We start from the raw sequence: 24,721 nt of genomic DNA on the forward strand, positions 1-24,721 counted from the left end.
AGCGTGTTTCAGGAGCAAGGGGGTTGGTAGGGGAGTAGGGGGAGGTGGCGTTGCCAAACGTCCTCGGTCAGTAGGTTTCCCGTGGTGTCGCAGATTCGATCGATGGCGGAGGAGACATCGAGGTTCCAGACTCGCGGTGATCCGCCAGAGATGACGAGGTGGTTGCCGTACGGGAGGAACTGAGCGGTCCAGTCGTCGTTTTCGCGCGGCGGTGTCAGTGGGTCGCCGATCTGTTGTGGAACCGCTCGATCCGTCATGTTCCACAACGTGATCCGCCGATCCTCGCCGGTAATGACGGCCCGGCGGGAATCCGGCGAGAAGGAGATCCTGCCCACGGAGAGGCTGTCGGCGACGATCGGCGCGCTGATCGGTCGGATTCGGGCGCGGTCACCGACGTCCCACACCTGCATCATCGGGTTGTTGACCAAGATCATGGTGCGCCCATCGGGGGCGAACTCGACAGTGCTGATGCTGCCGGCTATCTCGGGCAGTTGATCACCGAGAGGGGCAGGACGAAGGGGGTCTGCGAAGTTCCACAACGTGAGGGGTTGCCGGACGATGTCGCCATCCGACAGGAATGTGCGGACCGCGAGGATTTCGCCATCGCTGCTGAATTCGGTGTCCATGGGATCTGTCAGGGGTATTTTGTCGCCGAGTGGCGCGGGATGTCCGAGATCCTCGAGGCTCCACACCCGCAGCGAGTCATCGTGCGACGTCACCGCGATCCGCCAGTCCGGCCGGATGGCCAAGTGCTCGGCGCCGCTCAGGCTCGCCCAGTCGCCTCGAAGACGCACGTTCGCTGGATCGGTTATGTCGTACACAGTGAACTGATGCTCGTACGAAGCGGTCACCAGGGTCGCTCCATCCGGGCTCACTTCGTACAGATAGTCACCGGCGCGATGAGTGAAGCGGCCGAGCAGCCGCCACCGCAGTTGATCTCGGGTGTCCCAGATCTCGATGGTGTCCCCTCCCGAGGCGACGACCGCGCGGCGTCCTGCCGCGTCGAATCGGGGGAACGACGCCTTCTCCGACGGGCCGGACACCAATGCGGGCGGAAGACTCCAGACTCGTAGGTTGCCGTCCCACCCGCCCGCAGTGAGGGTTCGTCCGTCTGGACCGAAGGCGAGGCTGGTAGGGCCGCTCCGGCAAGGCATCGCGATGCCTTTCGAGAACCGGCAGGTCGTAGGGCTCTTGGTCAGCGGCTCGTCGATGAGCTTGGGCTGGGCCGGATCCGCCATGTTCCACAGCGCGGCGTCCTCGGAGGTGGCGACCGCGAGCATCAGGCCGTCGGGACTGAAAGTCACTGACCACAAGGCGGATTCGCTGACCGCAACCGGTGCGCCGAGCGGCGTCGGCGGGCTGTCTCGATCGATTCGCCACAGCTGTAGCGTCCCCCGGTTCGCGTGCCCGTCGTTCCGTAGTGACCCGTCACCGCCGCCAACGGCCAGAATTCGGCCGTCTGGGCTGAAATCCATATCGGTCAGGACCGCCGTCGTGGCCTCGATCGGCGGTCCCAAGGGGGTGACGCGCTCGGGACCGTCGACTTTCCACAGCTGAATCCGCGCCGGGGGCTGTGTGCTCAACACCTGATTGTTCGTCGGCACGGCCAGCACCGGGTCGGTGGGGCTGAACCGCACTTCGGCGTTGACGTCTTGCCCGGCGGGTAGCTTCGCGCCGGCTCGAGGTCGGCCGGGATCGACGACATTCCACAACGTGACGGTGTCGGCGTTCAACGTGGCGAGAATAGTGCCGTCCGCGCTGAAGCTCATGGCTACGTGCGTTCCAGTACCGGCCCTCGGCAATTCGGCCAGCACTCGCGGAGCGTCGGGCTCGGCGATGTCCCACAACCGTGCACCCCCGCTGCCGCTGGTGGCCATGACGCGGCGATTCGCGCTGAAGACAGCCTTCGAGACCCCGCCGGGGAGCTGCACCAGCTTGCTGGGATTACCAGCATCGCTGTTGTCCCACAGGTACGCGATGCCCTCGTCGTCGGCGGATGCCAGCAGAGCACCCCCTGGCTGTTGAGACGCCTCGACGTAACCGTTGCCGTGTGCCGGGACGGTGGTCGCCAGCGACTGATCCTGCGTGTCGAGCAGGTGGGTCCGCACCGTCTCGTCGCCGGGCCGCATGCGCTCTGCGACGAGGTAGAGCTGGGCAGAAAGGGAAGGGTCGACACTGCGCAGCCGCTCCGCCTCCCTCATGACCGCCGCGAAATTCTTCTCCTCGCGCTGCCGCTGCCCGAATTGCGTTTGGGTGTAGGCGGTCAGGCCGAACACCAACAGCACCACTCCCGCCAGCGCCAAGCCGATTCTGGTGAGTGTGGTGCGGCGACGGAACCGGCCGCGTGATGCGCGCGAGGCGTGCAGGAAATCGCGCACGACCCCGTCCGATGCCGCCGCGTGCTCGAGTGCGGACTCTAGCCGGGAACCCCGATACAGCAGCGCCGGATCCCGATTCATCGAATCCCATTCGACCGCATCCGCTTCCACCCGTTGCCGCACCAGATAGCCGACCCGGTTCTCGTCGATCCAGGCGCGCAACCGTGGCCAGGCGTCGAGCACGATCTCGTGGGTGAGGAAGACCGAGTCGGCGTCCAGCGTCACCAGCCGGGTGCGCGCCAGCAGTTCGAGCGCGGCGGCGGCCGAGAGCGGATCGGCGCTGCGCTGTTGGAGCGTGGGGCGCACCGCGATGCGCCGGGTGTCGCGGGAGTCGCGCGCCACGGTGACGAGTCCGAGCAGCACGTCCTTCGCGGCCGACTGCTGCGGATCGGACAGTTCGCTCCACGCCTGTTCCGCGGTGGCGGCGACGGAGCCGACGACGCCGCCCGCCGCGCGGTAGCCCGCGATGGTCAGCTTGCGTCCCTCACGGTGCTGCCAGGTGGCGGCCATGACGTGGGAGAGCAGCGGCAGGGCTCCGGGGTCGTAGCTCTGACGAGTTCGATGGTCGCCGAGGCCGCAGAGTTCGGTGATGACGAGTTCGTCGAGTCCTGCTTCGAGTTTCAGTCCTGCGCGTTCGGCGGGGCCGGTGATGGCCTCGGTCAGCTCGTCGACGCGCATCGGGCCTAGCAGGTAGCTGCGCTTTTCCAGGGACTCCTGCAAGACCGGGTAGTCGAGGCAGCGGGCGTAGAAGTCGGCGCGCAGGGCGAGCAGGACGGCGATGGGGTCGGTCTGCCTGGCGTGCTGATCGAGGAGCGCCAGGAACTCGTCGCGCTCCTGTTCGTCGGCGCAGACGGTGAACAGCTCTTCGAATTGGTCGATGATCAGGAGGCGCGGCCCGTCGGTCGGCCAAGTCGTCGAGGGCGCGTCGGTACCGTGCGGTACTGGAGTCGTCGGCGACTCGGTGCCCGCTGGGCTCTTTTCCTGCGGGCCAGCGGGCTTCGCGGAATCGGTGCGCGCGGAGTCCTTGGTCCGCGCGCCAGAGGTCTTCGCCGAGTCGGTATCGGGGGAGTCCTTGCCCTGAGCGCCAGTGGGCTGAGCCGAGTCGGTGTCCGCAGAGCCTTCGTTCCGCGCGTCGGCGGGCTTCGCCGGATCGGTCTCTGCGTTCTTGACCTGCGCGCCAAGGGGCTTCATCAGGGCGGCCATGGGATTTGCGCCGGGTGTCACTGTGACGATGCGCCACTTATCTTGTCCCCGTGCGAGTTCGGATGTCAGCCCCGCCGCGAGTAACGAAGACTTACCGGCTCCCGACGCGCCGATGAGCGTGACGATCCCGCCACCGTCGCGCACGGTGTTCCTCACCAGCTCGGTGAGCTCCTCGGTCGCCCGCTTGCGCCCGAAGAAGATGTCGCTGTCGGTGTTTCGATAGGACTGCAGGCCGAGGTACGGGCACGCGATGTCGTCGGCGTCGTCGGGCGTCCACGAGTTCGACGCGGTCCACAGCCGCTTCCATTCCTGCGGGTCCGCGAGCTTCGCGGGCAGCGTGCCGCCGCGCTTCTTGGCGAGATCGATGAGTGTCAGCACCACCGGCAGCAGGGATTCGAAGCGGGCGGGCACGTTTCGGCCCGCCTTCCAGTCACTGATCCGCTGGGCGGACGCGGGGGTCGCCGCCCCGGTGGCCCGCATGCGGTTCTCCGCTTGGGCGGCGACCCTGCGCAGTGTCGGATTTCCCGCGGCGGCATACAGGTCGGCGAATCGTTCGGCGAAAACCGCTCGTGGCGAACTGATTTCCCCCCGTGCTGCGTCCCCTGTCACGCGTGCCCACGGAAATGTCTGGGCGGCACAAACATAGGAACAATCTACCCGGCCGGGCCGCGATTCATCTCCCCGACGACAGTGGCGGTGCGCCGCGTCGCGCACCGCCTTCCACCTCGCTCTCACAGGAAGATCGGGTCCCCGTAGACCGCTTCGCGCCCGCTGACCTCCGGCGATTGCGCCTCGACGATCGTGTACGAGCGGATGGTCAGCGGACCGCCGCAATCCTGCACCGAGACGTGGAAATCGCGGCTGACGAAGTAGCCGGTGCTGCCGGTCGGCAGCTCCTTGGTACCGACTTCGAAGGGCTGGACCTTGCCCGGCGTGATCGACAGATCGATGCTCGCGCCGATGCTCAGGTCGGGGCCGAGGCTCGCGTCCACGCCCGACGAGGCCGAATCACTGCTGCTGGAGCCGCCGACCCGGAAACCCCCGTCGAAGCCGATCGCGGCGCCGAGGTCGATGCCGACGGTCAGGTCGACCGCGCAGGCAACCAGGTAACCGGCCTTCAAGGTGCCGGTCCCGCCTGCTTCGACCCGGCCGTAGAACGTGTCGTCGAGGAACACCTCCCGATTGGTCGGCATGCCGTTCAGCGGAGCGACCGGATGAAAGGCCTGACCGGAGTGTCCGACGGTGAACCGGAATCCGTTCGGCCCTTCGACCGTCTTCTCGTGCGGCGCCATCGCTGCCGCCCCGGCGAACGGGCTCCCCGTAAGGACCATGCAGACCACCAGGACGGCGGCCGAGAACAGCGACGCGAGTACCGATACGTACCTCATGTGTTCCTCCCCAAGAGATTGCTTTCCCGCGGCGATGCGGGGGATCGAACCGGGTGATTCCGGTGGAGACCGGGTCTTCGGCGACCCAACGGAAAGGTATGGGGCGGCGGATGTCCTGGCCGAGCGCCGCGAGCTGGTGGTGGGCGGGAAAGCCCTGGTCGCGGCGTTGGGGCGGGTTTTCCGGTCCGGCGCGGTGGCCGGTGCCGCCTACCGCTTCCGAACTGTCGGAACGGCGTGGCGGACGTGTGCGTCTGCGCAGCTCAGCGGGGTCCTTTGTCCGGACCGGACAGCATTGCCCTGCCGGATCGTGCTTCGGTAAGGCCGGTTCGTTGCGGTGCGATCGCGCGAATCGGGATCGGTCGGCAGGCGGGCGAATCGGTGGGACTGTGTTTGCGCAGATCAACGGGATGGTGGGTCCGAAACTGGTGGCCCAGGGGATGAGGGCAAGATCAGGGTGATTCCTGATGGCCGGTGTCGGGGGAGCGTGCCAGTATCGAAGGCATGCACCCCACCGGTCCCGCGTTCGACGCTGCCCGCGGCGCCTCCGCGCCGGGCTTCGGGGCCGCGCCCGGGTTCGACGCCTCCCGCGGCTACGGGGCGCGGCCCGTCCCGGTGCTCGATCTCGGCAGGCATCCGCAGCTGCGGATGGTGCGACGGTCGGGTGGACGGATCGTCGGCGGTGTGGCGGGTGGTCTCGCCGATCACCTAGGGCTCGACGTGTTCAAGGTGCGGATGGCGTTCGTGCTGCTCTCCGCGTTGGCGGGGGCGGGCATCATCGCCTACGGCCTGCTGTGGATCTTCACTCCGAGCGGCGGCGACTCGGCCAAGCCGAGCGGCACCGAGCGACGCCAAGCGATCGGTCTCGCGCTGCTCGGGCTCGGTCTCTCGGTGGCGGTCTCCTGGCTGATGAACGGCACCGTCGCGGCGAAGGTGATCGTGCCGATCGTCGTCGTCGCGGTTGGCGCCGCGCTGGTCTGGCGCGAGTACGACACCGACGGCCCGCGCTCGCTGCTCGGCCTGCCCGCACACCCCTCGGTGGTCACCTGGGCGCGCGTCGTCGCGGGTGCCACCATGGTGGTGCTCGGGCTCGGCGTCGTGGTGCTGGCCAGGATCGACTTGAGCGCCCTCGGTTCCGCGCTGATCGCGGTGGCGGTCACCCTGATCGGCGCCGGTCTGCTCACCGTCCCGCTGTGGTTGCGCATGATGCGCGCGCTGAATACCGAGCGCGCGGCCCGCATCCGCAACGAAGAACGCGAGGAGATCGCCTCGCACCTGCACGATTCCGTCCTACAGACGCTGGCCCTCATCCAGCGCCAAGCGGACGACCCGCAGGAGGTGGCGCGGCTGGCGCGCAGCCAGGAGCGGGAGCTGCGCAAGTGGCTGTTCGAGGACTCCGGTCCCGCGCAGTCGAGCCTGGCCGCGGCGCTGCGCACCATCGCGGGCGAGGTGGAGGACCAGCACGGCGTCAAGGTGACCCCCGTGACGGTCGGCGACGTCTCGATGGATCTCGACGACTCCGGAAACGGTCTACCCAAGGAACATTTCACCGCGCTGCTCGGCGCGAGCAGGGAGGCGATGGTGAACGCCGCCAAGCACGCGGGCGTGCCGACCATCGACCTGTTCGCCGAGGTGGAACCGCACCAGGTGAGCGTCTTCGTGCGCGACCGCGGCGCGGGATTCGACGTCGCCTCGGTGCCGCAGGACCGGCAGGGTCTCGCCAAATCCATCCGCGGCCGGATCGAACGCCGCGGCGGCCAGGTGGAGATCCTGTCCACGCCGGGGCGCGGTACCGAGGTGCGGATCTTCATGCCGCGCAGCGATTCCGGTGTGCCCGAGAGCCCCGATTCCGACGCAGGTACGGCCGGTGACCCGCCGACCGAGCGCAACCGGCAATCGGTGCGATCGGGGAAGTAGGCGCGGTGCGGAATGGTTCGCGCGCAGTAACCACCGCCCCGGTGCGTGCCGTGCGGCGGCGGTCGCGCAGGTGCTGTCCGGTGTGCGGCCGTGCCGCGGCTCCCAGCGCTGTGCCGACCGGACGCGCCTCGACGAGTATGCAGGGAACACCGACGATGCCGAGCGGACAAGCCGCCAGGGCGAATCGGCAAGCCATCCGCTCGGCTCGATGGCGGTGAGGCGGGTCCGAGTCGGAGTTCCGCGGCGGACACGTCGTCGCCGGCCCGCTTGTGGTACCGATGAGATGCGGACGGCCGCGGGCGGTCGGCGCAGTCAGGGTGGGTCGTTCCACCGAAAGGTGAGGAGAAGCAGGTGAGCGTGCGGGTCTTTCTCGTCGACGATCACGCCGTGTTCCGTTCGGGTGTGCGCGCGGAGCTGAGCCGGGAGGCCGATATGGAGGTGGTCGGCGAGGCGGGCGGCGTTGCCGAGGCCATCGCTGGGATCAAGTCCACCCGCCCGGACGTGGTGCTGCTCGACGTGCACATGCCCGACGGCGGCGGCGTCGCGGTGCTGTCCGGTATCGAGGACGGCCCGGTCTGCTTGGCGCTGAGCGTGTCCGACGCCGCCGAGGACGTGATCGCGGTGATCCGGGCGGGCGCGCGCGGCTACGTCACCAAGACCATCTCCGGCGCCGAGCTCGCCGACGGCATCCGCAGGGTCGCAGGCGGTGACGCCGTCTTCAGCCCGCGGCTCGCCGGATTCGTGCTCGACTCGTTCACCGGCCGTTCCCCGGTTCCCGAACCTCCGCTCGACCCGGAACTGGACTCGCTGACTCCCCGCGAACTCGAAGTGCTGCGCCTGCTCGCCCGCGGCTACACCTATCGCGAGATCGCCGAGAACCTCTTCATCTCGGTGAAGACCGTGGAGACGCACGCCTCCAACGTGCTGCGCAAAACCCAGCAGTCCAACCGCAACGCCCTCACTCGCTGGGCACACCGTCGCCGCATCGACTAGGTCCTCGCAGGCCATCCACACGCTTCGCAGAGGTTGTAGCGCTTGCGAAGCGTGTGAACCCGCTGCGAGGTCTGGTGCGCCTTACATCGCGATGACGATGATGCCGATGATGATGAGCAGGCCGATGAAGAGACCGATGGCGATGGCCAACGGGGCGTTGTTCGGCTGGGGCTTGGCCGCACGTTGCGGCATGGCCGTCGCGGCAACGCCCCCGCTGGGCGCGCTGCGGTGCGGGCGCGGAAGCGGGGCCGAGTGCGGGCTGCGCAGGCCGGAGGCCGAGTTGCGGGCCGCCCAAGCCGGAATGGTGCCGTCCTCGGTGCGCACGGGGGCGCCGAGAATGTAGGGGCCGGTGCCGGGACCGAAAGCGGCGGTGAGGATTTCGTCCCGCGCCTCGGCCATCGTCGGCCTGCGCTGCGGCGCGGGCTCCATCATGTGCAGCAGGGCGTTGGTCAGGATGCCGCTGCGCGAGGGCGGAATGATCTGGGCCATCGCGGCGCGCTCCACCAGGACGTCGCTGTCCTCGTGCAGGCCGAACGGCGGCTGGCCCTCGATCGCGGTGTACAGCGTGGCGCCGAGCGAGAACACGTCGCTGGCCTCGGTCGGCTGCATGCCGCGCGCCACCTCCGGCGGGAGGTAGGCGGGGGTGCCGGTGATGATCCCGTCCGGTTCGTCGGTCTCGCCCGCGCCGCGGGAGATGCCGAAGTCGCTGAGCTTGGCCATGCCGACGCCGGGGCCGCGATCGGCGACGAGGATGTTGCCCGGCTTGATGTCGCGGTGGATGATGCCGGCGGCGTGCGCGGCGGCCAGCGCGTCGGCGACCTGGGCGCCGATCTGCGCGACCTCGATCACCGGCAGCGTTTCGACCAGCGCCAGCGCGCGCGCCACGTTGCGCGAGGGTAGATGCTCCATCACCAGCCAGGGCTCGCCCGCCTCCAGCACCACGTCGTAGACGGCGATGGCGTGCTCGTGCGAGAGCTTCGCCGCGACCCGGCCCTCGTGCATGATCCGGTTGCGCACCTCGGTGGCCTCGGCCTCGGGCAGCCCGGCGGTGGAGAGGACCTGCTTGATGGCGACGTCCCGGTCGAGCAGTCGGTCGTGGGCCAGCCACACCGCGCCCATACCACCGCCGCCCAGCTTGGACTGGAGGCGGTAGCGGCCTGCGACCAAATAGTCGGGGCCGACGATGGGACGTGGGCGATCGATCATGGTGTGCAGGGTATCCGAATATCCCTGCGTCGCCGCGATTCTTGCGCCGACAAGTGGTGGCCCGCGAGTGCTCTTGACGGGATTCCGGGGGTGGGTTTCTACTGGAGGCGTATCGAACGTATATTCGATAAGGGATCGATAGCTGGATCGGTGCTGGCTTCCGTTCCTCCGTGTGGAGGTGGGGTCGGTCCGCTCGCTTCGCCTCGGAGTCCATCGTGGGAAGTAGGTGGTTGTGATGGGTTCGGACGTGCGGGTGGGGGAGACGGAGAGACAACAGAAGCTGGCCGAACTGCGCCGTCGGATGGCCGCCATCCCTGGACGCGGGGAGTCGGCGGCCGCGCGGGCGCCGCTCGCCGAGGACATGCGCCGCGAACCGCTCCCGGTGCCCGATGCCCTTGCGGAATTGTTGCCGGAGGGTGGTTTGGGCAAGGGTTCCGTGGTCGCCTACTCTGGTGCGCGCTCGCTGCTCGCCGGTCTGCTCGCCGCGGTGACCGAGCACGGCGGGCACGCCGCGGTCGTCGGGGTGCCGAGGTTCGGTCTGCTCGCCGCCGCGGAGATGGGCGCCGAACTCGCGCGGCTGGCCGTGATCGCCGATCCAGGACCCGATCCGATCGAGGTGGCCGCGGTGCTGCTGGACGGTCTCGACCTGGTCGTCCTCGGCCTCGACGGCGTCGCCGTGCCGCCCGCCCGCACCCGCGTGCTCGCCGCCCGCGCCCGCAACAAGGGCGCCACCCTGGTGGTCACCGACGGCGACTGGCCCAACCCCACCTTGCGCCTGGACGCCCGCATCGCCGGATACGTCGGTCTCGGCACCGGCCACGGCCGCCTCCGCTCGCTCAGCCTCGAAGTCGAGGCCCGGCACCGTGCGGGCATGCCGCGGCGCGGACGTGTCGAGCTGCGCCCCAGCGGTGGGCGCGTCGAGTGGTTCGCCCAGGAAACCTCGCCTGCCCCTACCGAATTGCCGATCGCGCGGGGTGCGGCGTCGTGAGTGGCGGGGCCGCACCGTGATTCGGCCGAGTCGGGCGCGGGTGCTCGCGGTGTGGTGCCAGGACTGGCCCGCGGTCGCGGCGGCGGCCGTGGCCGAGCTGCCGCCGACGCGGCCGGTGGCGGTGTTGTCCGCCAACCGGGTGGTGGCGTGCTCGGCCGTGGCGCGGGCGGAGGGGGTACGGCGCGGGCTGCGGCGCAGGGAGGCGCAGGCGCGGTGCCCGGAACTGTTTCTTGCGCAGGCGGATCCGGATCGCGACGCGCGATTGTTCGAGCCGGTGGTCGCGGCCGTCGACGCCACGGTCCCTGGTGTGGAGGTGTTGCGGGCCGGGTTGCTCGTGCTGGGTGCGCGCGGGGCCGCCCGGTTCTTCGGCTCCGAGGAGGCGGCCGCCGAACGACTGGTCGACGCGGTGGCGGCGGTCGGGGTGGAGGCGCAGATCGGCATCGCCGACGAGTTGTCCACGGCGGTGATCGCGGCGCGGCGCGGTGCGATCGTGCCACGGGGCGAGGGTGCGGGATTCCTCGCGCCGCTCGCGGTGTCCGAGCTCGCGCTGGAGCCGAGCCTGGCCGTGCCGGAGCGTGCCGAGCTGGTGGATCTGTTGCACCGCTTGGGTTTACGCCGGATCGGAGATTTCGCGGCGCTCGGTCCCGCCGAGGTCGCCTCCCGCTTCGGCGCGGACGCCGTGCTCGCGCACCGCAGCGCGCGCGCCGTTCCGGAACGCCCGCCCGCCGCGCGCCGGCCGCCGCCCGATCTCGCCGTGGAACAGCGCTGCGACCCGCCGATCGACCGGGTCGACGCGGCCGCCTTCGCGGGACGCATGCTCGCCACCCGCCTGCACGCCAAGCTCGCCGACGCCGCGCTGGCCTGCACCAGGCTCGCCGTGTTCGCCGAAACCGAAGCGGGCGAACAACTCTCGCGGATCTGGCGGTGCGCCGAGCCGCTCACCCCCGAGGACACCGCCGATCGGGTGCGCTGGCAACTCGACGGCTGGCTGACCCGCCGCGACCGACCAACCGCCCCGGTCACGCTGTTGCGGCTGGAGCCAGTGGAGGTCGTGCGGGCGGGCGCGTTGCAACTCGGCCTGTGGGGCGGCGTCGGCGAGGAGGACGAGCGAGCCCGGCGCGCGCTGGTCCGGGTCCAAGGATTGCTCGGCGGGGAGGCGGTCCAGATGGGCGTGCTCAGCGGCGGCCGCGGTCCCGCCGAACGCGTCACCATGGTCGTGCTCGGCGACGAGCGGGTCCCCGCCGCCGACCCCGAATTGCCCTGGCCCGGTCGGCTACCGGAACCTGCCCCCGCTGTGCTGCTGATGAACCGCCCAGTGGTGCGCGTGGAAGCGGCCGACGGAACTCCGGTGCGAGTCACCGAGCGCGGCCTGTTCACCGCCGACCCGGCCCGGCTGCACTGGGGCAGCCGCAGCTGGCCGCTGGCGGGCTGGGCCGGGCCATGGCCGGTGGACGAACACTGGTGGGTCCCGGACTCCGCCGCCGCGGCGCGCGCCCAAGTCCAGTTGGGCGGCGACGCGGGCGACGTCCGAGTGTTGCTCCTCGTCTACAGCGGTGAATCATGGCGCGCCGAAGGGCTTTACGACTAATAGCGCCTAGCTCGCCCTCGGCGCGGTCAGGTGATCGACGAGCACGTGCCGGTGGGTGCCGACCGCCACCGGCGCGGCCGCCCGCAGGCGTGTAGTGCGTCGGCATTCATCATGAACTGCGGTGGTGGCTGACCGTGGCACGGCGACCGCTTGGCGCGTACCCCCACCTCAACAAGTGGCTGAATCTACGCGGTTGTCTGCCAGTCCTGGCGCGTCGCCCAGTCCCGCAGGGTGGTGGCTCCGGTCACGAGCACCGACGGATCGGGTTCCGGCGGTGTGGGCGCTCCCGGGGGCGGCGGTGTGTATACCCCGGCGACCCCTGCGGCGGCCTCGGCGCCGAGGTGCGGGGCGAGCATCTCCCGATAAGCCTCGGGAGATATGGAATTCCATCGCACCGGGTGTCCGAGGACCGTGCCGAGCTCGGCGGCGACCTCGTCGCCTGTCAGCGCCTGCGGACCCGCAACGATCCGCAGCGGGGGCGGAGCGGCCGCGGTGATCAGGTCGGCGACGGTCGAGCCGAGATCATCGAGTGCGACCCACGGGACGGGCAACTCCCGCGGCAGCGGATAGGCGAGCTGCCCGGCGCGCACGAGCGGGGCGGACCAAGGGGCGACGAGGTTCTCCATGTACTGCCGAGCGGGCGCGACCACCGTCGCCGCCTCGGCGCCGCGGGTCAGTTCGGCGGACAGCAGCACGCGGGCGTCCACGAACGGCACCCCGATGGGCGCGGGCGGCAGCACCGTGCCGGTATTGAAGACGACCCGTTCGACGCCCGCCTTCCGAAGTCCGGCCAGCACCGCCTCGGACTGCCGGACGGCGAGGTCGGTGAAGACGAGCGGCAGTTGCACGATCACGGCGTCGGCGCCCGCGTACGCGGCGGCCAGCGACTCGGGGTCGAGCAGGTCGGCGTGGACCGGTTCGGCGTCCGGGTGCAGCGCGGCGGGAGAAGTGCGGACGATCCCTCGGACGCGGTGCCCCGCGGACAGCAGGCCGCGGACGATAGCGACGCCCTGGATTCCGGTCGCGCCGTGGACGATCACGGTTGATGTGTTCATGTCCGCGATGCTAGTTTCGGCAGTAAAGCAATACCCAGGAAGTGATATTATTTCCTGATGGGAACCATTGGCTCTGAGCAGCTGAAACAACTGCAAGACACCGAGTGCTCGGGGTGCGGTGTGGAGCGCACGCTGAAGGTTCTCGACGGAAAATGGACGACGCTGATCGTCCGCGAACTGCTCTCCGGCCCCAAGCGCTTCGGCGACCTGCGCACCGCCCTCGGTTCGCCGAGCGCCAAGACCCTCACCGACCGCCTGCGCGCCCTCGAACACCAGCGCATCCTCACCCGCACCGTCTACGCCGAAGTACCGCCCCGCGTCGTCTACCAACTCACCGAAGACGGCGAGAGCCTCAGCGACATCCTGTACGCGATGCTCAAGTGGGGCGAGGAACACCCCCTCATCGGCAGCTGACGCCCGAGGTCGGCCGCATATCGGGCGCGCTGCGAACAACGCAGCCGAGACCTCGCCAACCGTGCTCAGCCGCTGTGATGCTGCCGACAAACACCGGGCGGGGGTCGGGTGGGGGTCGGTACTCTCGAACATCGTGAATCTGACGGCTGCCCGGATGGCGTTCGGTGGGATGGAGATCGCCTATCGCGATTCGGGAGCGGTCGACGAGACGCCCGTCGTGCTGGTGCACGGCATGGGCGGGGACGGGCACACCTGGGATCGCTTCGCGCGCCGGTTGGCGCAGGCGGGGCGGCGGGTGATCATTCCCGACCTGCGCGGGCACGGTCACAGCTCGCACACCGATTCCTACCGCTTCGACGAGTTCGGCGCCGACGTGCTGCGCCTGTGCGAGCACCTCGAACTGAGCCAGGTGGATCTGGTCGGGCACTCGCTGGGCGGCTACGCGGTGTCCTGCGTCGCGCAGGAGCGGCCCGAGCTGGTGCGCAGGCTGGTCATCGAGGAATGCCCGCTGCCGCTGCGCTCCGGCGACGAGGAACTCCGGCTGACCCGCCGGTTCCCGACCCTGCCGGAACTCTGGCACGCGACGACCAGCCTCATCCGGCACCCGCGCGCCGTCCTCGCCTTCGATCGCTCGATGACCCGCACGGCGCTGGAACAGTTCCGCAAGCCGAACCCGGAATGGTGGGACCGGCTGGGCGACATCACCGCCCCCACGCTGGTGCTGCGCGGCGGACCTGGCGGCATGGTCGATCTCGCGAAGCTCGAGGTGTTGCTCGGCTTGGTCGCCGACTGCACCGTCACCCCGTTCGCGTGCGGCCACAGCATCCACCGCGACCGGTACCGCGAGTTCGAGGCCACGGTGCTGCCGTTCCTCGCCGTGCCGTGAGAGAGCACGGCGCGCGGAATCTAGAGTGAAACGGTGTTCATTACCGACAGGTCCGTCCGCGTGAGCGCGCGATGAACGCGTTCGACGGCATGCTGTGCTCGGCGGCGTCGGCCGACGTTCCGTTGCCCGGCACCGCGACGAAGGTGAGCAGCTGGCTCTGCGTCGAACACCCCGGCGCGTGGGGTCGTGACGTGATCGGCGACGAAGTGCTCGGACCCGAGATCAGCGCGGAACTCGCCGCGCGCACCACCGCCGCGCGTGCCCGCCCGACCCTGATCCGTCGCCCCGGCCGCAGCGAATTCACCGGTGCCCGAACGGTTCTGCTGGTCAACTCGCGCGCCGAGGGCGGCTGGTGCGAGCGGCTCGAGATCACCGACCTGAAGCAGTTGCTCGAAATCGACCTGCACCTGCTCGACGGACCGCCGCCCGGCATCGGCGAGCCGGTGACCGACCCGCTGGTCCTGGTCTGCGCGCACGGCAAGCGCGATCAGTGCTGCGCCGTGCTCGGCCGCCCCATCGCCGCGGCCCTCGCGACCGCCAACCCCGACCGGGTCTGGGAATGCTCGCACACCGGCGGCCACCGCTTCGCGCCCGCCATGGTGCTGCTGCCCTCGGGACTCACCTACGGCCGCGTCGACACCGCCACCGCGACCGCCGCCGTGGCGGCCGCCCACCGCGGTGAGGTCGCGCTCACCGGTTTGCGTGGGCGCAGCGGGCATCGGCCCGTCGAGCAGGTCGCCGAACTCGCGGTGCGCGCTGAGATCACCGCGGGCCTCGACGAACTCACCGTCGAATCCGAAAAAGACGCTACCGCAACCGATCCCACGTACGCGGGCAGTGCGATCGTCACCCACCGAGACGGCAGACGCTGGCGCGTCACCGCGCGGACGATCGCCTACCCCCCGCGCCAAGCCAGCTGCGGCGCGGGCCCGAAACCGGTCACCGCCCTCCTCGCCGACCCCATCCAGCCGCTGCCCTGATCGCGCGCCGCGTCGGCACCGTCCGCTGTCGTCGTCCACCGACACTGACGCCGTTCGCAGCCAAATCCCTTGCGCTGCACCCGACCAGCCACCTCCGGTTGTGCCGCCGCCTACCGCTTGCCAAGTCCCACATACTCTCCACACGCTTCACACGGTCGGTGCCTATGTGAACCGTGCGAAAGATGTGTGGGACGTCGGTGTTGCGCCGTGCGCGGGGAGTCGACACCGGCGCGATCCGGAACGGCAAGCGCGCAGGGGGTAGCGGTCCGGTCACCAGTGGGTGCCGGGGACCCAGCGGGCGGCGCGGCGCAGCACGGTGCCGGTGACCCGGCGTGCGGTCGAGGGCTCCCGTGGTTCCGGTTGCGGGGCAACGGGTTCCGCGTCTTCCTCGGTGTCGGTGGTTTCGCCCTTGGCGGCGGGGGAGTCCGGCAGCGCGCGGTAGTAGCGGTGCAGGACGCGGTCGCGGAACTTGGGCGTGAGCAGCGCGCCGTATTCGGCGATGGTGCCGATCGGGACGTCGATCCGCTTGGGGCGCTCGGTGAGTGCGCGCACGATCGTGGCCGCCGCCCACTCGGGTGATTCCGACGGCCCTTGGGCGCCGCTCGGGGTGATCATCGGTGTGCGCACCAGCGGCATGTGGATGGTGGTGAAGGTGACGCCGTCTGCCATGGTCTCCACGGCCGCGACCTCGGTGAACTTGTCCAGCGCCGCCTTGCTCGCCAGGTAGGCGGAGAACCGGGGAGTCGCGACTTGCACACCCGCGCTGCTGATCTGGACGATGTGGCCGAACTTGCGCTCGCGCATCTGCGGCAGCAGGGCCAGCGTCATGCGCAGCGCGCCGAAGTAGTTCACCGCCATGGTCCGCTCGAAGTCGTGCAGGCGGTCGGTGGAGCGGTGGATGGCGCGGCGGATCGAGCGGCCCGCGTTGTTCACCAGCATGTCGACGTGGCCGTGCTCGTCGAGGATGGTCTTGACGGTGTGGTCGACGGAATCGGAATCGGTGACGTCGCACTGGTATCCGTACGCCGAGCCGCCCGCGGCGCGAATCTCCTCGACCACGGACGCGAGTTCGTCGCCGCGGCGGGCCAGCAGGAACACCGTGGCGCCCTTGTCGGCCACGGCCACCGCGGCGGCCCTGCCGATGCCGGAGGAGGCGCCGGTGATGAGGACGTGCCTGCCGGTCAGATCCCGGCTGCGGCGGTTGCGTCGGATCTGCCCGCGCACACCGGCGTCGTCGGCGGAAGCTCGGTTCATCGGGATCGCTCCTTTGTCGCGTCAACGGTGACGGCCTGGAATGGGCAAGAACTTACTCTGAAGTAAGTTTACTCGCCAAGTGGCGCTCGTCACGCCCGGAGACGCGTTCGAAGAGCTCTCGAATCCTTCGAACATATGTGCGATACTCGTGCGCATGGCGGACGATCGGATGGCGGACATCTTTGCCGCGGTGCGGCTCGGCAGCGGGAATCCGGAAGCGGCGCGCCGCGCGCTCGGTGCGCTGTGGGAGGAACTAGATCCGTCCGGTGATCCCTTGCAGCGCTGTGTGATCGCGCATCACCTCGCCGTCCTTCAGGAGAAGGACGAGGACGCGCTGCATTGGGATCAGCGCGCGCTCGCCGCGGTGTTCGGTCCCGGAATCCCGCTGGACGAGGGACTGCGCTGTTTCCTGCCTTCGCTGTATCTGAACCTGGCCGACAGTCACCGCAGGCTCGGCGATTTCGACGGCGCCCGAATGCAATTGGCGATCGCGCGCGGTCACCTGCGGATTCTGGCCGACGACGCGTACGGCGAGATGATCCGCGACGGGCTGGACCGGGTGGACGCCGCGGTGGCCGCCGGCTCCACCGAGCGGGTTCGAGAGGGCTGATCGGCGGGCGGGCGGCGGGTCGATGAGGGGCCCGCCGCCCGCTGGTTGCGACTCGGTATCCGTTGGGCGGACCCCCGCGCACCTCCACATCTATCGAATGTATGTTCGAGATGAGGAGGTGACGTGTCATGGGTTGGAGCAACGGCCCGCCGACCTGGGCCGAATTGGAGCGGGTGCTGTCCGGTCGTCCCGGCCGGACCAACCCGGACGCCATGTACCCGGGCGACGGCGGCGACAGCCCGGCCTGGTCGCGCAAGCGCGAGCCTTACTCGGCCGAGCCGATGCACCACGACGGCCCGACCGTGCCGTACGCGGAACTGCACGCGCATTCGGCCTACAGCTTCCTCGACGGCGCCAGCCAGCCCGAAGAGCTGGTGGAGGAGGCCGTGCGGCTGGGGCTGGAGGCGATCGCGCTCACCGACCACGACGGTTTCTACGGCACCGTCCGCTTCGCGGAGGCGGCCAAGGAGCTGGGAATGGCGACCGTCTTCGGCGCGGAACTGTCGCTGGGCCCGCAGGACGTGCGCCTGCGCGCGCCGAAAACGCACGCCGACGCGCCGGACTCCGCGCCGCGCACGGGCGCGCCGGATCCGGCCGGACAACACCTGCTCGTGCTGGCCCGCGGCCAAGAGGGCTATCGGCGGCTGTCCCGTGAGATCGCCGCCGCGCACTTGGCCGCGGGGGAGAAGGGCATCCTCCGCTACGACCTCGACGTCCTCACCGAGGCGGCGGGCGGGCACTGGCACATCCTGACCGGCTGCCGCAAAGGGCACCTGCGCCGCGCGCTCGACGAGGACCTGCGCGTTGGCGACGCCCACCTGGCGCGTGCCGAGGCCGCGTTGCGCGAACTCACCGAGCGTTTCGGCGTCGAACGGGTCGGTGTGGAACTCACCCACCACGGCGTCCCGGAGGACGACGAGCGCAACGCCCACCTCATCGACCTCGCCGACCGGCTCGGCCTGCCCGTAATAGCAACCACCGGAGCGCATTTCGCCGCACCCGCGCAACGGCGCCGGGCCATGGCGCTGGCCGCCATCCGGGCCAGGCAGAGCCTGGACGACATCGCGGGCTGGTTGGCGCCCACCGGCGGCGCGCACCTGCGCTCGGGTGCGGAGATGGCGCTGCTGTTCGCGTCCTGCCCCGACGCGGTGGCCAATGCCGCGGCGCTGGCCCGCGAATGCGCCTTCGACCTGCGCCTCATCGCGCCCCAGCTGCCGCCCTTCGACGTGCCGGACGGCCACGACGAGAACTCCTGGCTGCGCGAACTCGCCCTGCGCGGCGCGGCTCGCCGCTACGGCTCGCGCGCGGAGAACCCGGCGGCCTACCGGCAGATCGAACACGAGCTCGCGGTGATCGAGCAGCTCGGCTTCCCCGGTTACTTCCTGGTGGTGCACGACATCGTCAGCTTCTGCGCGGACAACGACATCCTGTGCCAGGGCAGGGGTTCGGCGGCCAACTCCGCGGTCTGCTACGCCATTGGCATCACCAACGTCGATCCGGTGGCCAACTCGCTGCTGTTCGAACGCTTCCTCTCGCCGGAACGCGACGGACCGCCCGATATCGACGTGGACATCGAATCCGATCGCCGGGAGGAGGCGATCCAGCACGTCTACGCCAAATACGGTCGCGAGTACGCCGCCCAGGTAGCCAATGTGATCACCTACCGCGGCAAGTCGGCGGTGCGCGATGCCGCACGCGCGCTTGGCTTTTCGCCGGGACAGCAGGATGCGTGGAGCAAACAGGTGAGCCGCTGGACCGGCGTCGCGGCCGAGACCGGCACCGACATTCCCGACGAGGTGCTGCACTTGGCCGCCGACATCGAAGGGCTGCCAAGGCATTTGGGCATCCATTCCGGCGGCATGGTGATCTGCGACCGTCCCATCGCCGACGTGTGCCCGGTGGAGTGGGCGCGCATGCCTGGCCGCAGCGTATTGCAGTGGGACAAGGACGATTGCGCCGCGGTCGGGTTGGTGAAGTTCGACATGCTCGGGCTCGGCATGCTTTCCGCGCTGCACTACATGATCGATATGGTGCGCGAGCACAAGGGCATCGAGGTGGAGTTGCACAAGCTCGACCTGAAAGAGACCGCCGTCTACGACATGCTTTCGCGCGCGGACTCGGTCGGTGTCTTCCAGGTGGAGTCGCGGGCCCAGATGGCCACCCTGCCCAGGCTGAAGCCGCGTGATTTCTACGACCTGGTGGTGCAGGTCGCGCTGATTCGCCCCGGGCCGATCCAGGGCGGCTCGGTGCACCCCTACATCCGTCGCCGCAACGAGCGCGAGAAATGGGACTACGACCATCCGGCGCTGGAGAATTCGCTCGGCCGCACCCTCGGCGTTCCGCTGTTCCAGGAGCAGCTGATGCAGATGGCCGTCGACGTCGCCGGTTTCACCGCCGCCGAGGCCGATCAGCTGCGCCGCGCGATGGGGTCCAAGCGCTCACCGGAACGCATGGAGCGCATCAAGGCTCGCCTCTACCAGGGCATGCGCGACCTGCACGGCATCACCGGCGAGATCGCCGACCGCATCTACGAGAAGCTCTACGCCTTCGCGAATTTCGGCTTCCCGGAAAGTCATTCGCAGAGCTTCGCCGCGCTGGTGTTCTATTCGGCGTGGTTCAAGCTGCACCATCACGCCGCGTTCACGGCCGGATTGCTGCGCGCCCAGCCGATGGGCTTCTACTCCCCGCAATCCCTGGTCGCCGACGCGCGCAGGCACGGGATCGCGGTGCACGGCCCCGACATCAACGCCAGCTTGGCCGAGGCGACACTGGAGGCGGCGGGCACCGAGATCCGGCTCGGGCTGGCCGCCGTCCGCCACCTCGGCGCGGAACTTGCCGAGCGGATCGTCGCCGCCCGGCGCGAACGCGGACCGTACACCTCGTTCCTCGACCTCACCGGACGGGTGGAACTCTCTGTCGCGCAAGCCGAATCGCTGGCCACCGCGGGCGCGCTCGGCAGCCTCGGCATCAGCAGGCGTGAGGCGCTGTGGGCGGCGGGCGCGGCGGCGGGGGAGCGAGTGGATCGGCTGCCCGGCACCGGCGCCGCGACCACCGCCCCCGCCCTGCCCGGTATGAGCGAACTGGAACTCGCGGCCGCCGACGTGTGGGCCACCGGAATCTCACCGGGCAGCTATCCGACCGAATTCCTGCGCCCGCAACTCGACGCGCTCGGCGCCATCCCCGCCTCGGGCTTGCTCGCCGTCCCCGACGGTTCCCGTGTGCTGGTCGGCGGCGCGGTCACCCACCGCCAGCGCCCCGCCACCGCCGAGGGCGTCACCTTCCTCAACCTGGAGGACGAGACCGGCATGGTGAACGTCGTCTGCTCCGTCGGTCTCTGGGCCCGCTACCGCCGCCTCGCCCAGAGCGCCACCGCCCTGCTCATCCGCGGACGGGTGCAGAACGCGGAGGGCGCCGTCAGCGTCGTCGCGGAACACCTCCAGCGACTGCACCTGCGAATCGACGGCAAGTCGCGCGACTTCCGTTGAGCCGACCGCTCCTTCCGTGGGTGGTACCCTATATGGCATGATCAAGACGACCGTGTATCTCCCCGAGGAATTGGAGGTCCGGCTCGACGCCGAAGCCGCCGCGACGGGGGTGAGCAAGGCGGAACTCATTCGACGGGGGATCACCATGCTGCTCGACTCATCGGACAGGCCGAAGGCCGATAAACCGCTGCCGGTCTTTCGCAGTGGTCGATCGCGCACCGCGGAAGAGATGGACGATGCGGTCTACGACCACATCAAGTCGCGGGCGGCGCGGCGGTGATCATCGTCGCCGATACCTCCGCCCTCTTCGCGGCCTTCGATCAAGACCAAGCGGAGCATGAGCAAGCGCTCCAGGTCATGGAAACCGAGACGTTGGTGATTTCACCGTTGGTCCTGACCGAACTGGACCACCTGGTGCACCGTGACCTCGGATTCGAAGCCGCGATGCAGGTCACCGACGCCCTGATGGGCCGTTTGATCGAAGGGCGTTACAAGCTGGCGGAGCTCAAGCATGTCGATCTCGCGTCGGCGCAGTCGATTCGCTCCAAGTACGAGGGCCTCCGGCTGGATTTGGCGGATGCCGTCGGAGTCGCACTCGCCGACAAGTACCGGACCGATTGCATATTCACGTTGGATCAGCGCGACTTTCGAGCTATCGAACCGCTGACGCCAGGCGTCGCTGCCTTCCGGATACTGCCCGCGGACCTGTGACGCCGCGTGCCGACGTCTGCTGGCGAACGAGTTCGGTGACCGCGCGCGGTGCGGCGGTTACGCTGCGAGCATGCGGAAGCTTGTTGTGGTGTGCGTCGCTCTGCTCGGCTTGGCGCTGCTCGTCGGCTGCGGCGACGACGATCGGGCCGACTCCGGTGGCTCGCAGGCCAAGACGGGCGCCTCCGCGCCGGTGTCGCCGCCAGGGTTCCGTGAGCAGGCGCCCACGCCAGGCGACAGCAGCGGGCAGGACACCGACACCGTCGACCGCAAGGAGGTCGTCACCGGCAGCATCGACATCACCGCAGGCGATCCGATCGCGGCCGCGGCGCAGGTCTCCGACCGGGTGCGCGAGGCGGGCGGCCGGGTGGACAGCCGCACCGAGCAGCCCGGCACCGACGACACCGAGCCAAGCGCGTCGTTGACCGTGCGGGTGCCCGCCGACAAGACCGACGCGTTCGTGAACGGCCTCGGCGCGATCGGCACCCTCACCAGGGTGAGCACCAACCGCGACGACGTCACCATGCAGTGGGAGGACCTGGACGCCAGGATCAAGGCGTTGCAGGCCTCGGTCGACCGGCTGCGCGCGCTGATCACCGGCGCCGCGACCACCGCCGATCTCATCGCCGCCGAGCAGGCGCTGGCCAGCCGCCAGGGCGAACTCGACAGCCTCACCGCCCAGAAGCGCCGCCTCGACGATCAGGTCGCGCTGTCCACCCTCACCATCGAGATCACCACGACCGACAAGGACTCCGACGCTGGACCAAGCAACTTCTGGGACGGCATCGTCGCGGGCTGGAACTCGCTGGTCGACTGGCTGAAGGACGCGGTCGTGTTCACCGGCAAGGCGATTCCCTGGCTCGGCTTCCTCGCGATCGTCGGCGCCCTCGTGTTCGCTGTCGTCCGCTTGGTGCGCCGCAGGCGCCGTCCGGACGAAAGCCCTTCCAGCACAGCGGTTCCCGCCGCCACCCGAACAGGAGCCCCCGATGCCGCCGACGGTGGTCAGGGCGATCATCAAACCCAACAGCCGTAAAGGCCCACTCGTCGAACCACTTCCGGACGGCACCCTCCAGCTCTACGTCCGCGCCCCCGCCGTCGAGGGCAAGGCCAACAAGGCCGCGATCGAACTCCTCGCCACCCACTACAACGTCCCCAAGACCGCCGTCCGCCTCACCGCGGGCGCTACCTCCCGCCACAAGCGTTTCGAGATCGAGGACTGAGGGCGGCTACCTCAGAACTCGAGTTCGGTCCACGGAATGCTGATCGGGAACGGGAAATCGAACTCGATACCGTTCGGAGCGTCGCGGGTCCATTCCCCGGTGAGCAGATAGTTGGAGGGCCGCAGCGTTCGAGCGCTGTCCACATTCGGCCGGTGAATATCTGATGTTCGCCCGGGCCACGGCGCAGCCAGACCACCCGCCCGTTCCACAGCTCGATCTGCGCGGCGATCTCGGCGGGTAGCTTCTCCAGTTCTTCCCATGTCAGGTGGGTGGGAAGATTCGGCTGCTCGCAGTGCGGCCCTGGCATGTGTAAATGGTAGCCGCGCCGCTCTCAGACGCCGCCGGGAAAGCCCAGCTGGCGCCAGGCTTCGTAGACGGTGACGGCGGCGGCGTTGGAGAGGTTCATCGAGCGGCGGCCGGGGAGCATGGGGATGCGCAGGTGGGCGGTCACGTGGGGGTCGTCGAGGACGTGGTCGGGCAGGCCGGTGGGTTCGGTGCCGAAGAGCAGGACGTCGCCTGGCTGGTAGGCGATGTCGGTGTAGCGGGTCGTCGACTTGGTGGTGAAGGCGTAGACGCGCTCCGGCCGCAGCGCTTCCCAGGCGGCGGGCAGGCTCTCGTGCACGGTGACCGAGGCGAGATCGTGGTAGTCCAACCCGGCCCTGCGCAGCTTGGACTCCGAGAGGTCGAACCCCAGCGGCTCGATCAGGTGCAGCTCACAGCCGGTCCCGGCGACCAGACGGATCGCGTTTCCGGTGTTCGGCGGAATGCACGGCTCGTGAAACATCAGGCGGAACACGCGTCAAGTCAACCAGGCGCCGCCATTACCGCGCCGCCGGGTCTACCAGCCGAAGCTGCCCGTGCTCGGGTCGGCGAAATGCCGGAGGACATCGAGCCCGACGTCGACGGGAGCGGGTGGTGGGGGCGTCGGCGGCGAGGGTGCGTCTGCAAGAATCGGGGGCGTGACCGATCTCGACGCGTCCGCTGGACGACACGCAGGCGGCCGGGCAGCGCAGTTTGTGAAGTGTCATCTGCCGATGGTGGTCGTCGTGCTCGTCGTTGTGGTCGCGGTGGTCTTCGTCGCACAGGATCGGTGGCGGCGCGGTGCGCTGTTCTTCGGTGGGGCGACGTTGTTGGCGGCGGCCTTCCGGTTGTGCCTGCCGACCGCGCGGGTTGGGCTGCTCGCGGTGCGCAGCAAGCCATTCGACGTTGGCGCGTTGAGTTTGCTCGGCTCCGCCATCGTCTTCCTCGCCGCCACCATCAACACCCTCGGCGTCGGCTGAGGCCGAGGCATCGCGCACCGGACTTTGTACCGGGCCGGGTGCGCGACGCCCTCCGCTCAGCCCGGATAACGTTCGCTGAAGACGGTCCGGTCGCGTTCGCGGCGGCCCGGATGCGGCACCGCCGACGCGGGGTAGCCGACGGCCACCATAACCGCGATGGCCAGATCGTCCCGATCGTCGATGCCGATGGCCCGCTTGACGAGGGCGGGGTCCCAGCCGTTCATGGGCGCCGAGGCCAGCCCGAGGCTGGCCGCCGCGAGCATCACGTACGTCGCGGCGATCATCGCGTTCTTCACGGCGTTCTCCCTGAGCAGTCCGCGCTGCTCCAGTGCGTGGAATTCGGCTCGGGACTCGAACAAGGCCATGAATTCCGCGTTCCACGCGCCGTTGCGCCCGGCCAAGTCCGCGATGTCGCCGTTGCCCGCCCGCCAGGCAGCCGGGTCGGCGACGAAGACCAGCGTCACCGGCGCCTCCAGCGGTTGCGGCTGCCCGAAAGCTGCCTCGGACAGTGCTTTTCGACCGGTATCGCTGGTCACCACCACGATCGACCGGTCCTGCATGTTCCAGGCGCTCGGGGCTTGCACCGCGAGATCGAGCAGTTCGTCGAGGAGTTCCGGGGCGACCGGGTTCGGCCGATAGTGGCGGACTGTGCGACGGGTTCGGATGGCGTCGGGAACCGAAAGTGCCTGTGCGTTCATAATTCTTACTATCGGAGAGCGACGCACTATTAGGAAGAAGGCACTTTTGGGTTCGTTACACTCGGATGGGTGCGTACGATTCACGAGGCTAGTGGTCTGCCCGCCGATGTCTACTCCGCGAAGTGCCCCACACGGCAGGTGCTCGACCATGTCGCGGGCAAATGGACGGTGCTGATCGTCGACGCGCTCGCCGAGGGCACATTGCGCTATACCGACCTGCGACGCCGCATCGAGGGAATCTCCCAGAAGATGCTGACGCAGACTCTGCGTCAGCTGGAGGCCGATGGATTCGTCACGCGCACAGTGCATCCCACCATCCCACCGCGTGTCGACTACACGCTCACCGAGCTGGGCCACAGCCTGCGCGTCCCCATCGCGGCCTTGCGCGACTGGATCGAGACCAATATCAATCGCATCGAGGATGCCCGCCGCAGCACGGGCGCTTGACGAGGCGCGCACCGGTGGTTCCATCG

At 69.4% G+C, this 24,721-nt stretch carries 23 protein-coding genes; 15 read left to right on the plus strand and 8 right to left on the minus strand.

Features of this window, described 5'->3' with window-relative positions:
• Window positions 1-8: 8 nt before the first annotated feature.
• Both CRP45_RS23585 and CRP45_RS23590 read right to left on the minus strand, forming a co-directional pair.
• Window positions 9-4,061, minus strand: a complete 4,053-nt coding sequence (locus CRP45_RS23585) for an NACHT and WD repeat domain-containing protein (RefSeq protein WP_097246998.1) — start codon at window positions 4,059-4,061, stop codon at window positions 9-11.
• Window positions 4,062-4,312: 251 nt separating this feature from the next.
• Complete coding sequence (locus tag CRP45_RS23590; RefSeq protein ID WP_097246999.1) at window positions 4,313-4,969, minus strand: MspA family porin; 657 nt, start codon at window positions 4,967-4,969, stop codon at window positions 4,313-4,315.
• Window positions 4,970-5,614: 645 nt separating this feature from the next.
• Here CRP45_RS23590 and CRP45_RS23595 point away from each other — a divergent pair.
• Together CRP45_RS23595 and CRP45_RS23600 are read left to right on the plus strand one after the other, a co-directional pair.
• Window positions 5,615-6,883, plus strand: coding sequence for an ATP-binding protein (locus tag CRP45_RS23595; RefSeq protein WP_245910392.1), 1,269 nt, complete (start codon window positions 5,615-5,617; stop codon window positions 6,881-6,883).
• 357 nt (window positions 6,884-7,240) lie between these two features.
• Complete coding sequence (locus tag CRP45_RS23600; RefSeq protein WP_067785130.1) at window positions 7,241-7,876, plus strand: response regulator; 636 nt, start codon at window positions 7,241-7,243, stop codon at window positions 7,874-7,876.
• An 81-nt stretch (window positions 7,877-7,957) separates the two neighbouring features.
• On the opposite strand, the gene CRP45_RS23605 is transcribed toward CRP45_RS23600, so the two are convergent.
• Window positions 7,958-9,082, minus strand: a complete 1,125-nt coding sequence (locus tag CRP45_RS23605) for a serine/threonine-protein kinase (protein ID WP_067784875.1) — start codon at window positions 9,080-9,082, stop codon at window positions 7,958-7,960.
• A 235-nt stretch (window positions 9,083-9,317) separates the two neighbouring features.
• Between CRP45_RS23605 and CRP45_RS23610 the strand changes: the two genes are divergently transcribed.
• Window positions 9,318-10,070 carry a hypothetical protein gene (locus tag CRP45_RS23610; RefSeq protein WP_179830983.1) on the plus strand — a complete coding sequence of 251 codons (753 nt, stop codon included), beginning with the start codon at window positions 9,318-9,320 and terminating at the stop codon, window positions 10,068-10,070.
• Window positions 10,071-10,086: 16 nt separating this feature from the next.
• Window positions 10,087-11,658 (plus strand): DNA polymerase Y family protein, encoded by a 1,572-nt coding sequence (locus tag CRP45_RS23615; RefSeq protein ID WP_097247199.1) that lies wholly within the window; start codon window positions 10,087-10,089, stop codon window positions 11,656-11,658.
• 185 nt (window positions 11,659-11,843) lie between these two features.
• On the opposite strand, the gene CRP45_RS23620 is transcribed toward CRP45_RS23615, so the two are convergent.
• The gene (locus CRP45_RS23620; protein ID WP_097247004.1) at window positions 11,844-12,713 is read right to left on the minus strand and encodes an NmrA family NAD(P)-binding protein; all 870 of its coding nucleotides are present in this window, start codon (window positions 12,711-12,713) and stop codon (window positions 11,844-11,846) included.
• Between the two features lie 57 nt (window positions 12,714-12,770).
• On the opposite strand from CRP45_RS23620, the gene CRP45_RS23625 reads away from it, so the two are divergent.
• The 3 genes from CRP45_RS23625 (at window position 12,771) to CRP45_RS23635 (ending at window position 14,993) form a co-directional block, all read left to right on the plus strand.
• Entirely contained in the window at window positions 12,771-13,127 is a 357-nt protein-coding gene (locus CRP45_RS23625; RefSeq protein WP_067787956.1) for a winged helix-turn-helix transcriptional regulator, read from the plus strand.
• 154 nt (window positions 13,128-13,281) lie between these two features.
• Window positions 13,282-14,013, plus strand: coding sequence for an alpha/beta fold hydrolase (locus CRP45_RS23630; RefSeq protein ID WP_097247006.1), 732 nt, complete (start codon window positions 13,282-13,284; stop codon window positions 14,011-14,013).
• 71 nt (window positions 14,014-14,084) lie between these two features.
• Window positions 14,085-14,993 (plus strand): ferredoxin family protein, encoded by a 909-nt coding sequence (locus tag CRP45_RS23635; protein WP_245910368.1) that lies wholly within the window; start codon window positions 14,085-14,087, stop codon window positions 14,991-14,993.
• A gap of 270 nt (window positions 14,994-15,263) precedes the next feature.
• Here the strand turns inward: CRP45_RS23635 and CRP45_RS23640 are convergent, their stop codons facing one another.
• Entirely contained in the window at window positions 15,264-16,247 is a 984-nt protein-coding gene (locus CRP45_RS23640; RefSeq protein WP_097247007.1) for an SDR family NAD(P)-dependent oxidoreductase, read from the minus strand.
• A gap of 154 nt (window positions 16,248-16,401) precedes the next feature.
• On the opposite strand from CRP45_RS23640, the gene CRP45_RS23645 reads away from it, so the two are divergent.
• The 6 genes from CRP45_RS23645 (at window position 16,402) to CRP45_RS23670 (ending at window position 22,270) form a co-directional block, all read left to right on the plus strand.
• Complete coding sequence (locus tag CRP45_RS23645) at window positions 16,402-16,857, plus strand: hypothetical protein (protein WP_067787950.1); 456 nt, start codon at window positions 16,402-16,404, stop codon at window positions 16,855-16,857.
• A 128-nt stretch (window positions 16,858-16,985) separates the two neighbouring features.
• Window positions 16,986-20,342, plus strand: coding sequence for an error-prone DNA polymerase (locus tag CRP45_RS23650; protein ID WP_097247009.1), 3,357 nt, complete (start codon window positions 16,986-16,988; stop codon window positions 20,340-20,342).
• Window positions 20,343-20,379: 37 nt separating this feature from the next.
• Window positions 20,380-20,622: a ribbon-helix-helix domain-containing protein gene (locus tag CRP45_RS23655; protein ID WP_067787948.1), complete on the plus strand. Its 243-nt coding sequence runs from the start codon at window positions 20,380-20,382 to the stop codon at window positions 20,620-20,622.
• Entirely contained in the window at window positions 20,619-21,053 is a 435-nt protein-coding gene (locus CRP45_RS23660) for a type II toxin-antitoxin system VapC family toxin (RefSeq protein ID WP_067787946.1), read from the plus strand. Before CRP45_RS23655 ends, CRP45_RS23660 begins: the two co-directional genes overlap by 4 nt.
• Window positions 21,054-21,123: 70 nt before the next feature.
• The gene (locus CRP45_RS23665) at window positions 21,124-22,083 is read left to right on the plus strand and encodes a DUF4349 domain-containing protein (protein WP_097247010.1); all 960 of its coding nucleotides are present in this window, start codon (window positions 21,124-21,126) and stop codon (window positions 22,081-22,083) included.
• Window positions 22,037-22,270, plus strand: coding sequence for a DUF167 domain-containing protein (locus CRP45_RS23670; RefSeq protein ID WP_067787942.1), 234 nt, complete (start codon window positions 22,037-22,039; stop codon window positions 22,268-22,270). Before CRP45_RS23665 ends, CRP45_RS23670 begins: the two co-directional genes overlap by 47 nt.
• A gap of 11 nt (window positions 22,271-22,281) precedes the next feature.
• Here the strand turns inward: CRP45_RS23670 and CRP45_RS34990 are convergent, their stop codons facing one another.
• The gene (locus CRP45_RS34990) at window positions 22,282-22,413 is read right to left on the minus strand and encodes a hypothetical protein (protein WP_281256213.1); all 132 of its coding nucleotides are present in this window, start codon (window positions 22,411-22,413) and stop codon (window positions 22,282-22,284) included.
• A 188-nt stretch (window positions 22,414-22,601) separates the two neighbouring features.
• Entirely contained in the window at window positions 22,602-23,066 is a 465-nt protein-coding gene (locus CRP45_RS23680; RefSeq protein ID WP_179830984.1) for a tRNA (cytidine(34)-2'-O)-methyltransferase, read from the minus strand.
• A gap of 238 nt (window positions 23,067-23,304) precedes the next feature.
• On the opposite strand from CRP45_RS23680, the gene CRP45_RS23685 reads away from it, so the two are divergent.
• Entirely contained in the window at window positions 23,305-23,550 is a 246-nt protein-coding gene (locus CRP45_RS23685; protein ID WP_097247012.1) for a DUF3017 domain-containing protein, read from the plus strand.
• A gap of 56 nt (window positions 23,551-23,606) precedes the next feature.
• On the opposite strand, the gene CRP45_RS23690 is transcribed toward CRP45_RS23685, so the two are convergent.
• On the minus strand, window positions 23,607-24,248 hold the full coding sequence (locus CRP45_RS23690; protein ID WP_067787936.1) for a nitroreductase family protein: 642 nt from the start codon (window positions 24,246-24,248) through the stop codon (window positions 23,607-23,609).
• Window positions 24,249-24,317: 69 nt separating this feature from the next.
• On the opposite strand from CRP45_RS23690, the gene CRP45_RS23695 reads away from it, so the two are divergent.
• Complete coding sequence (locus CRP45_RS23695) at window positions 24,318-24,695, plus strand: winged helix-turn-helix transcriptional regulator (RefSeq protein ID WP_097247013.1); 378 nt, start codon at window positions 24,318-24,320, stop codon at window positions 24,693-24,695.
• Window positions 24,696-24,721 lie beyond the last annotated feature (26 nt).

The organism is Nocardia amikacinitolerans (assembly GCF_900215415.1).
Taxonomy (GTDB): Bacteria; Actinomycetota; Actinomycetes; order Mycobacteriales; family Mycobacteriaceae; genus Nocardia; species Nocardia amikacinitolerans.

Excerpts from the sequence above, each read along its gene's own strand:
- CRP45_RS23685 (WP_097247012.1), top strand. The coding sequence starts at position 23,305 with ATGGTGGTCGTCGTGCTCGTCGTTGTGGTCGCGGTGGTCTTCGTCGCA.
- CRP45_RS23635 (WP_245910368.1), top strand. The coding sequence starts at position 14,085 with ATGAACGCGTTCGACGGCATGCTGTGCTCGGCGGCGTCGGCCGACGTT.
- CRP45_RS23665 (WP_097247010.1), top strand. The coding sequence starts at position 21,124 with ATGCGGAAGCTTGTTGTGGTGTGCGTCGCTCTGCTCGGCTTGGCGCTG.
- CRP45_RS23655 (WP_067787948.1), top strand. The coding sequence starts at position 20,380 with ATGATCAAGACGACCGTGTATCTCCCCGAGGAATTGGAGGTCCGGCTC.
- CRP45_RS23670 (WP_067787942.1), top strand. The coding sequence starts at position 22,037 with ATGCCGCCGACGGTGGTCAGGGCGATCATCAAACCCAACAGCCGTAAA.
- CRP45_RS23625 (WP_067787956.1), top strand. The coding sequence starts at position 12,771 with ATGGGAACCATTGGCTCTGAGCAGCTGAAACAACTGCAAGACACCGAG.
- CRP45_RS23590 (WP_097246999.1), bottom strand. The coding sequence starts at position 4,969 with ATGAGGTACGTATCGGTACTCGCGTCGCTGTTCTCGGCCGCCGTCCTG.
- CRP45_RS23650 (WP_097247009.1), top strand. The coding sequence starts at position 16,986 with ATGGGTTGGAGCAACGGCCCGCCGACCTGGGCCGAATTGGAGCGGGTG.
- CRP45_RS23645 (WP_067787950.1), top strand. The coding sequence starts at position 16,402 with ATGGCGGACGATCGGATGGCGGACATCTTTGCCGCGGTGCGGCTCGGC.
- CRP45_RS23630 (WP_097247006.1), top strand. The coding sequence starts at position 13,282 with ATGGCGTTCGGTGGGATGGAGATCGCCTATCGCGATTCGGGAGCGGTC.
- CRP45_RS23620 (WP_097247004.1), bottom strand. The coding sequence starts at position 12,713 with ATGAACACATCAACCGTGATCGTCCACGGCGCGACCGGAATCCAGGGC.
- CRP45_RS23585 (WP_097246998.1), bottom strand. The coding sequence starts at position 4,061 with ATGCGGGCCACCGGGGCGGCGACCCCCGCGTCCGCCCAGCGGATCAGT.
- CRP45_RS23610 (WP_179830983.1), top strand. The coding sequence starts at position 9,318 with ATGGGTTCGGACGTGCGGGTGGGGGAGACGGAGAGACAACAGAAGCTG.
- CRP45_RS23640 (WP_097247007.1), bottom strand. The coding sequence starts at position 16,247 with ATGAACCGAGCTTCCGCCGACGACGCCGGTGTGCGCGGGCAGATCCGA.
- CRP45_RS23605 (WP_067784875.1), bottom strand. The coding sequence starts at position 9,082 with ATGATCGATCGCCCACGTCCCATCGTCGGCCCCGACTATTTGGTCGCA.
- CRP45_RS23690 (WP_067787936.1), bottom strand. The coding sequence starts at position 24,248 with ATGAACGCACAGGCACTTTCGGTTCCCGACGCCATCCGAACCCGTCGC.
- CRP45_RS23595 (WP_245910392.1), top strand. The coding sequence starts at position 5,615 with ATGGTGCGACGGTCGGGTGGACGGATCGTCGGCGGTGTGGCGGGTGGT.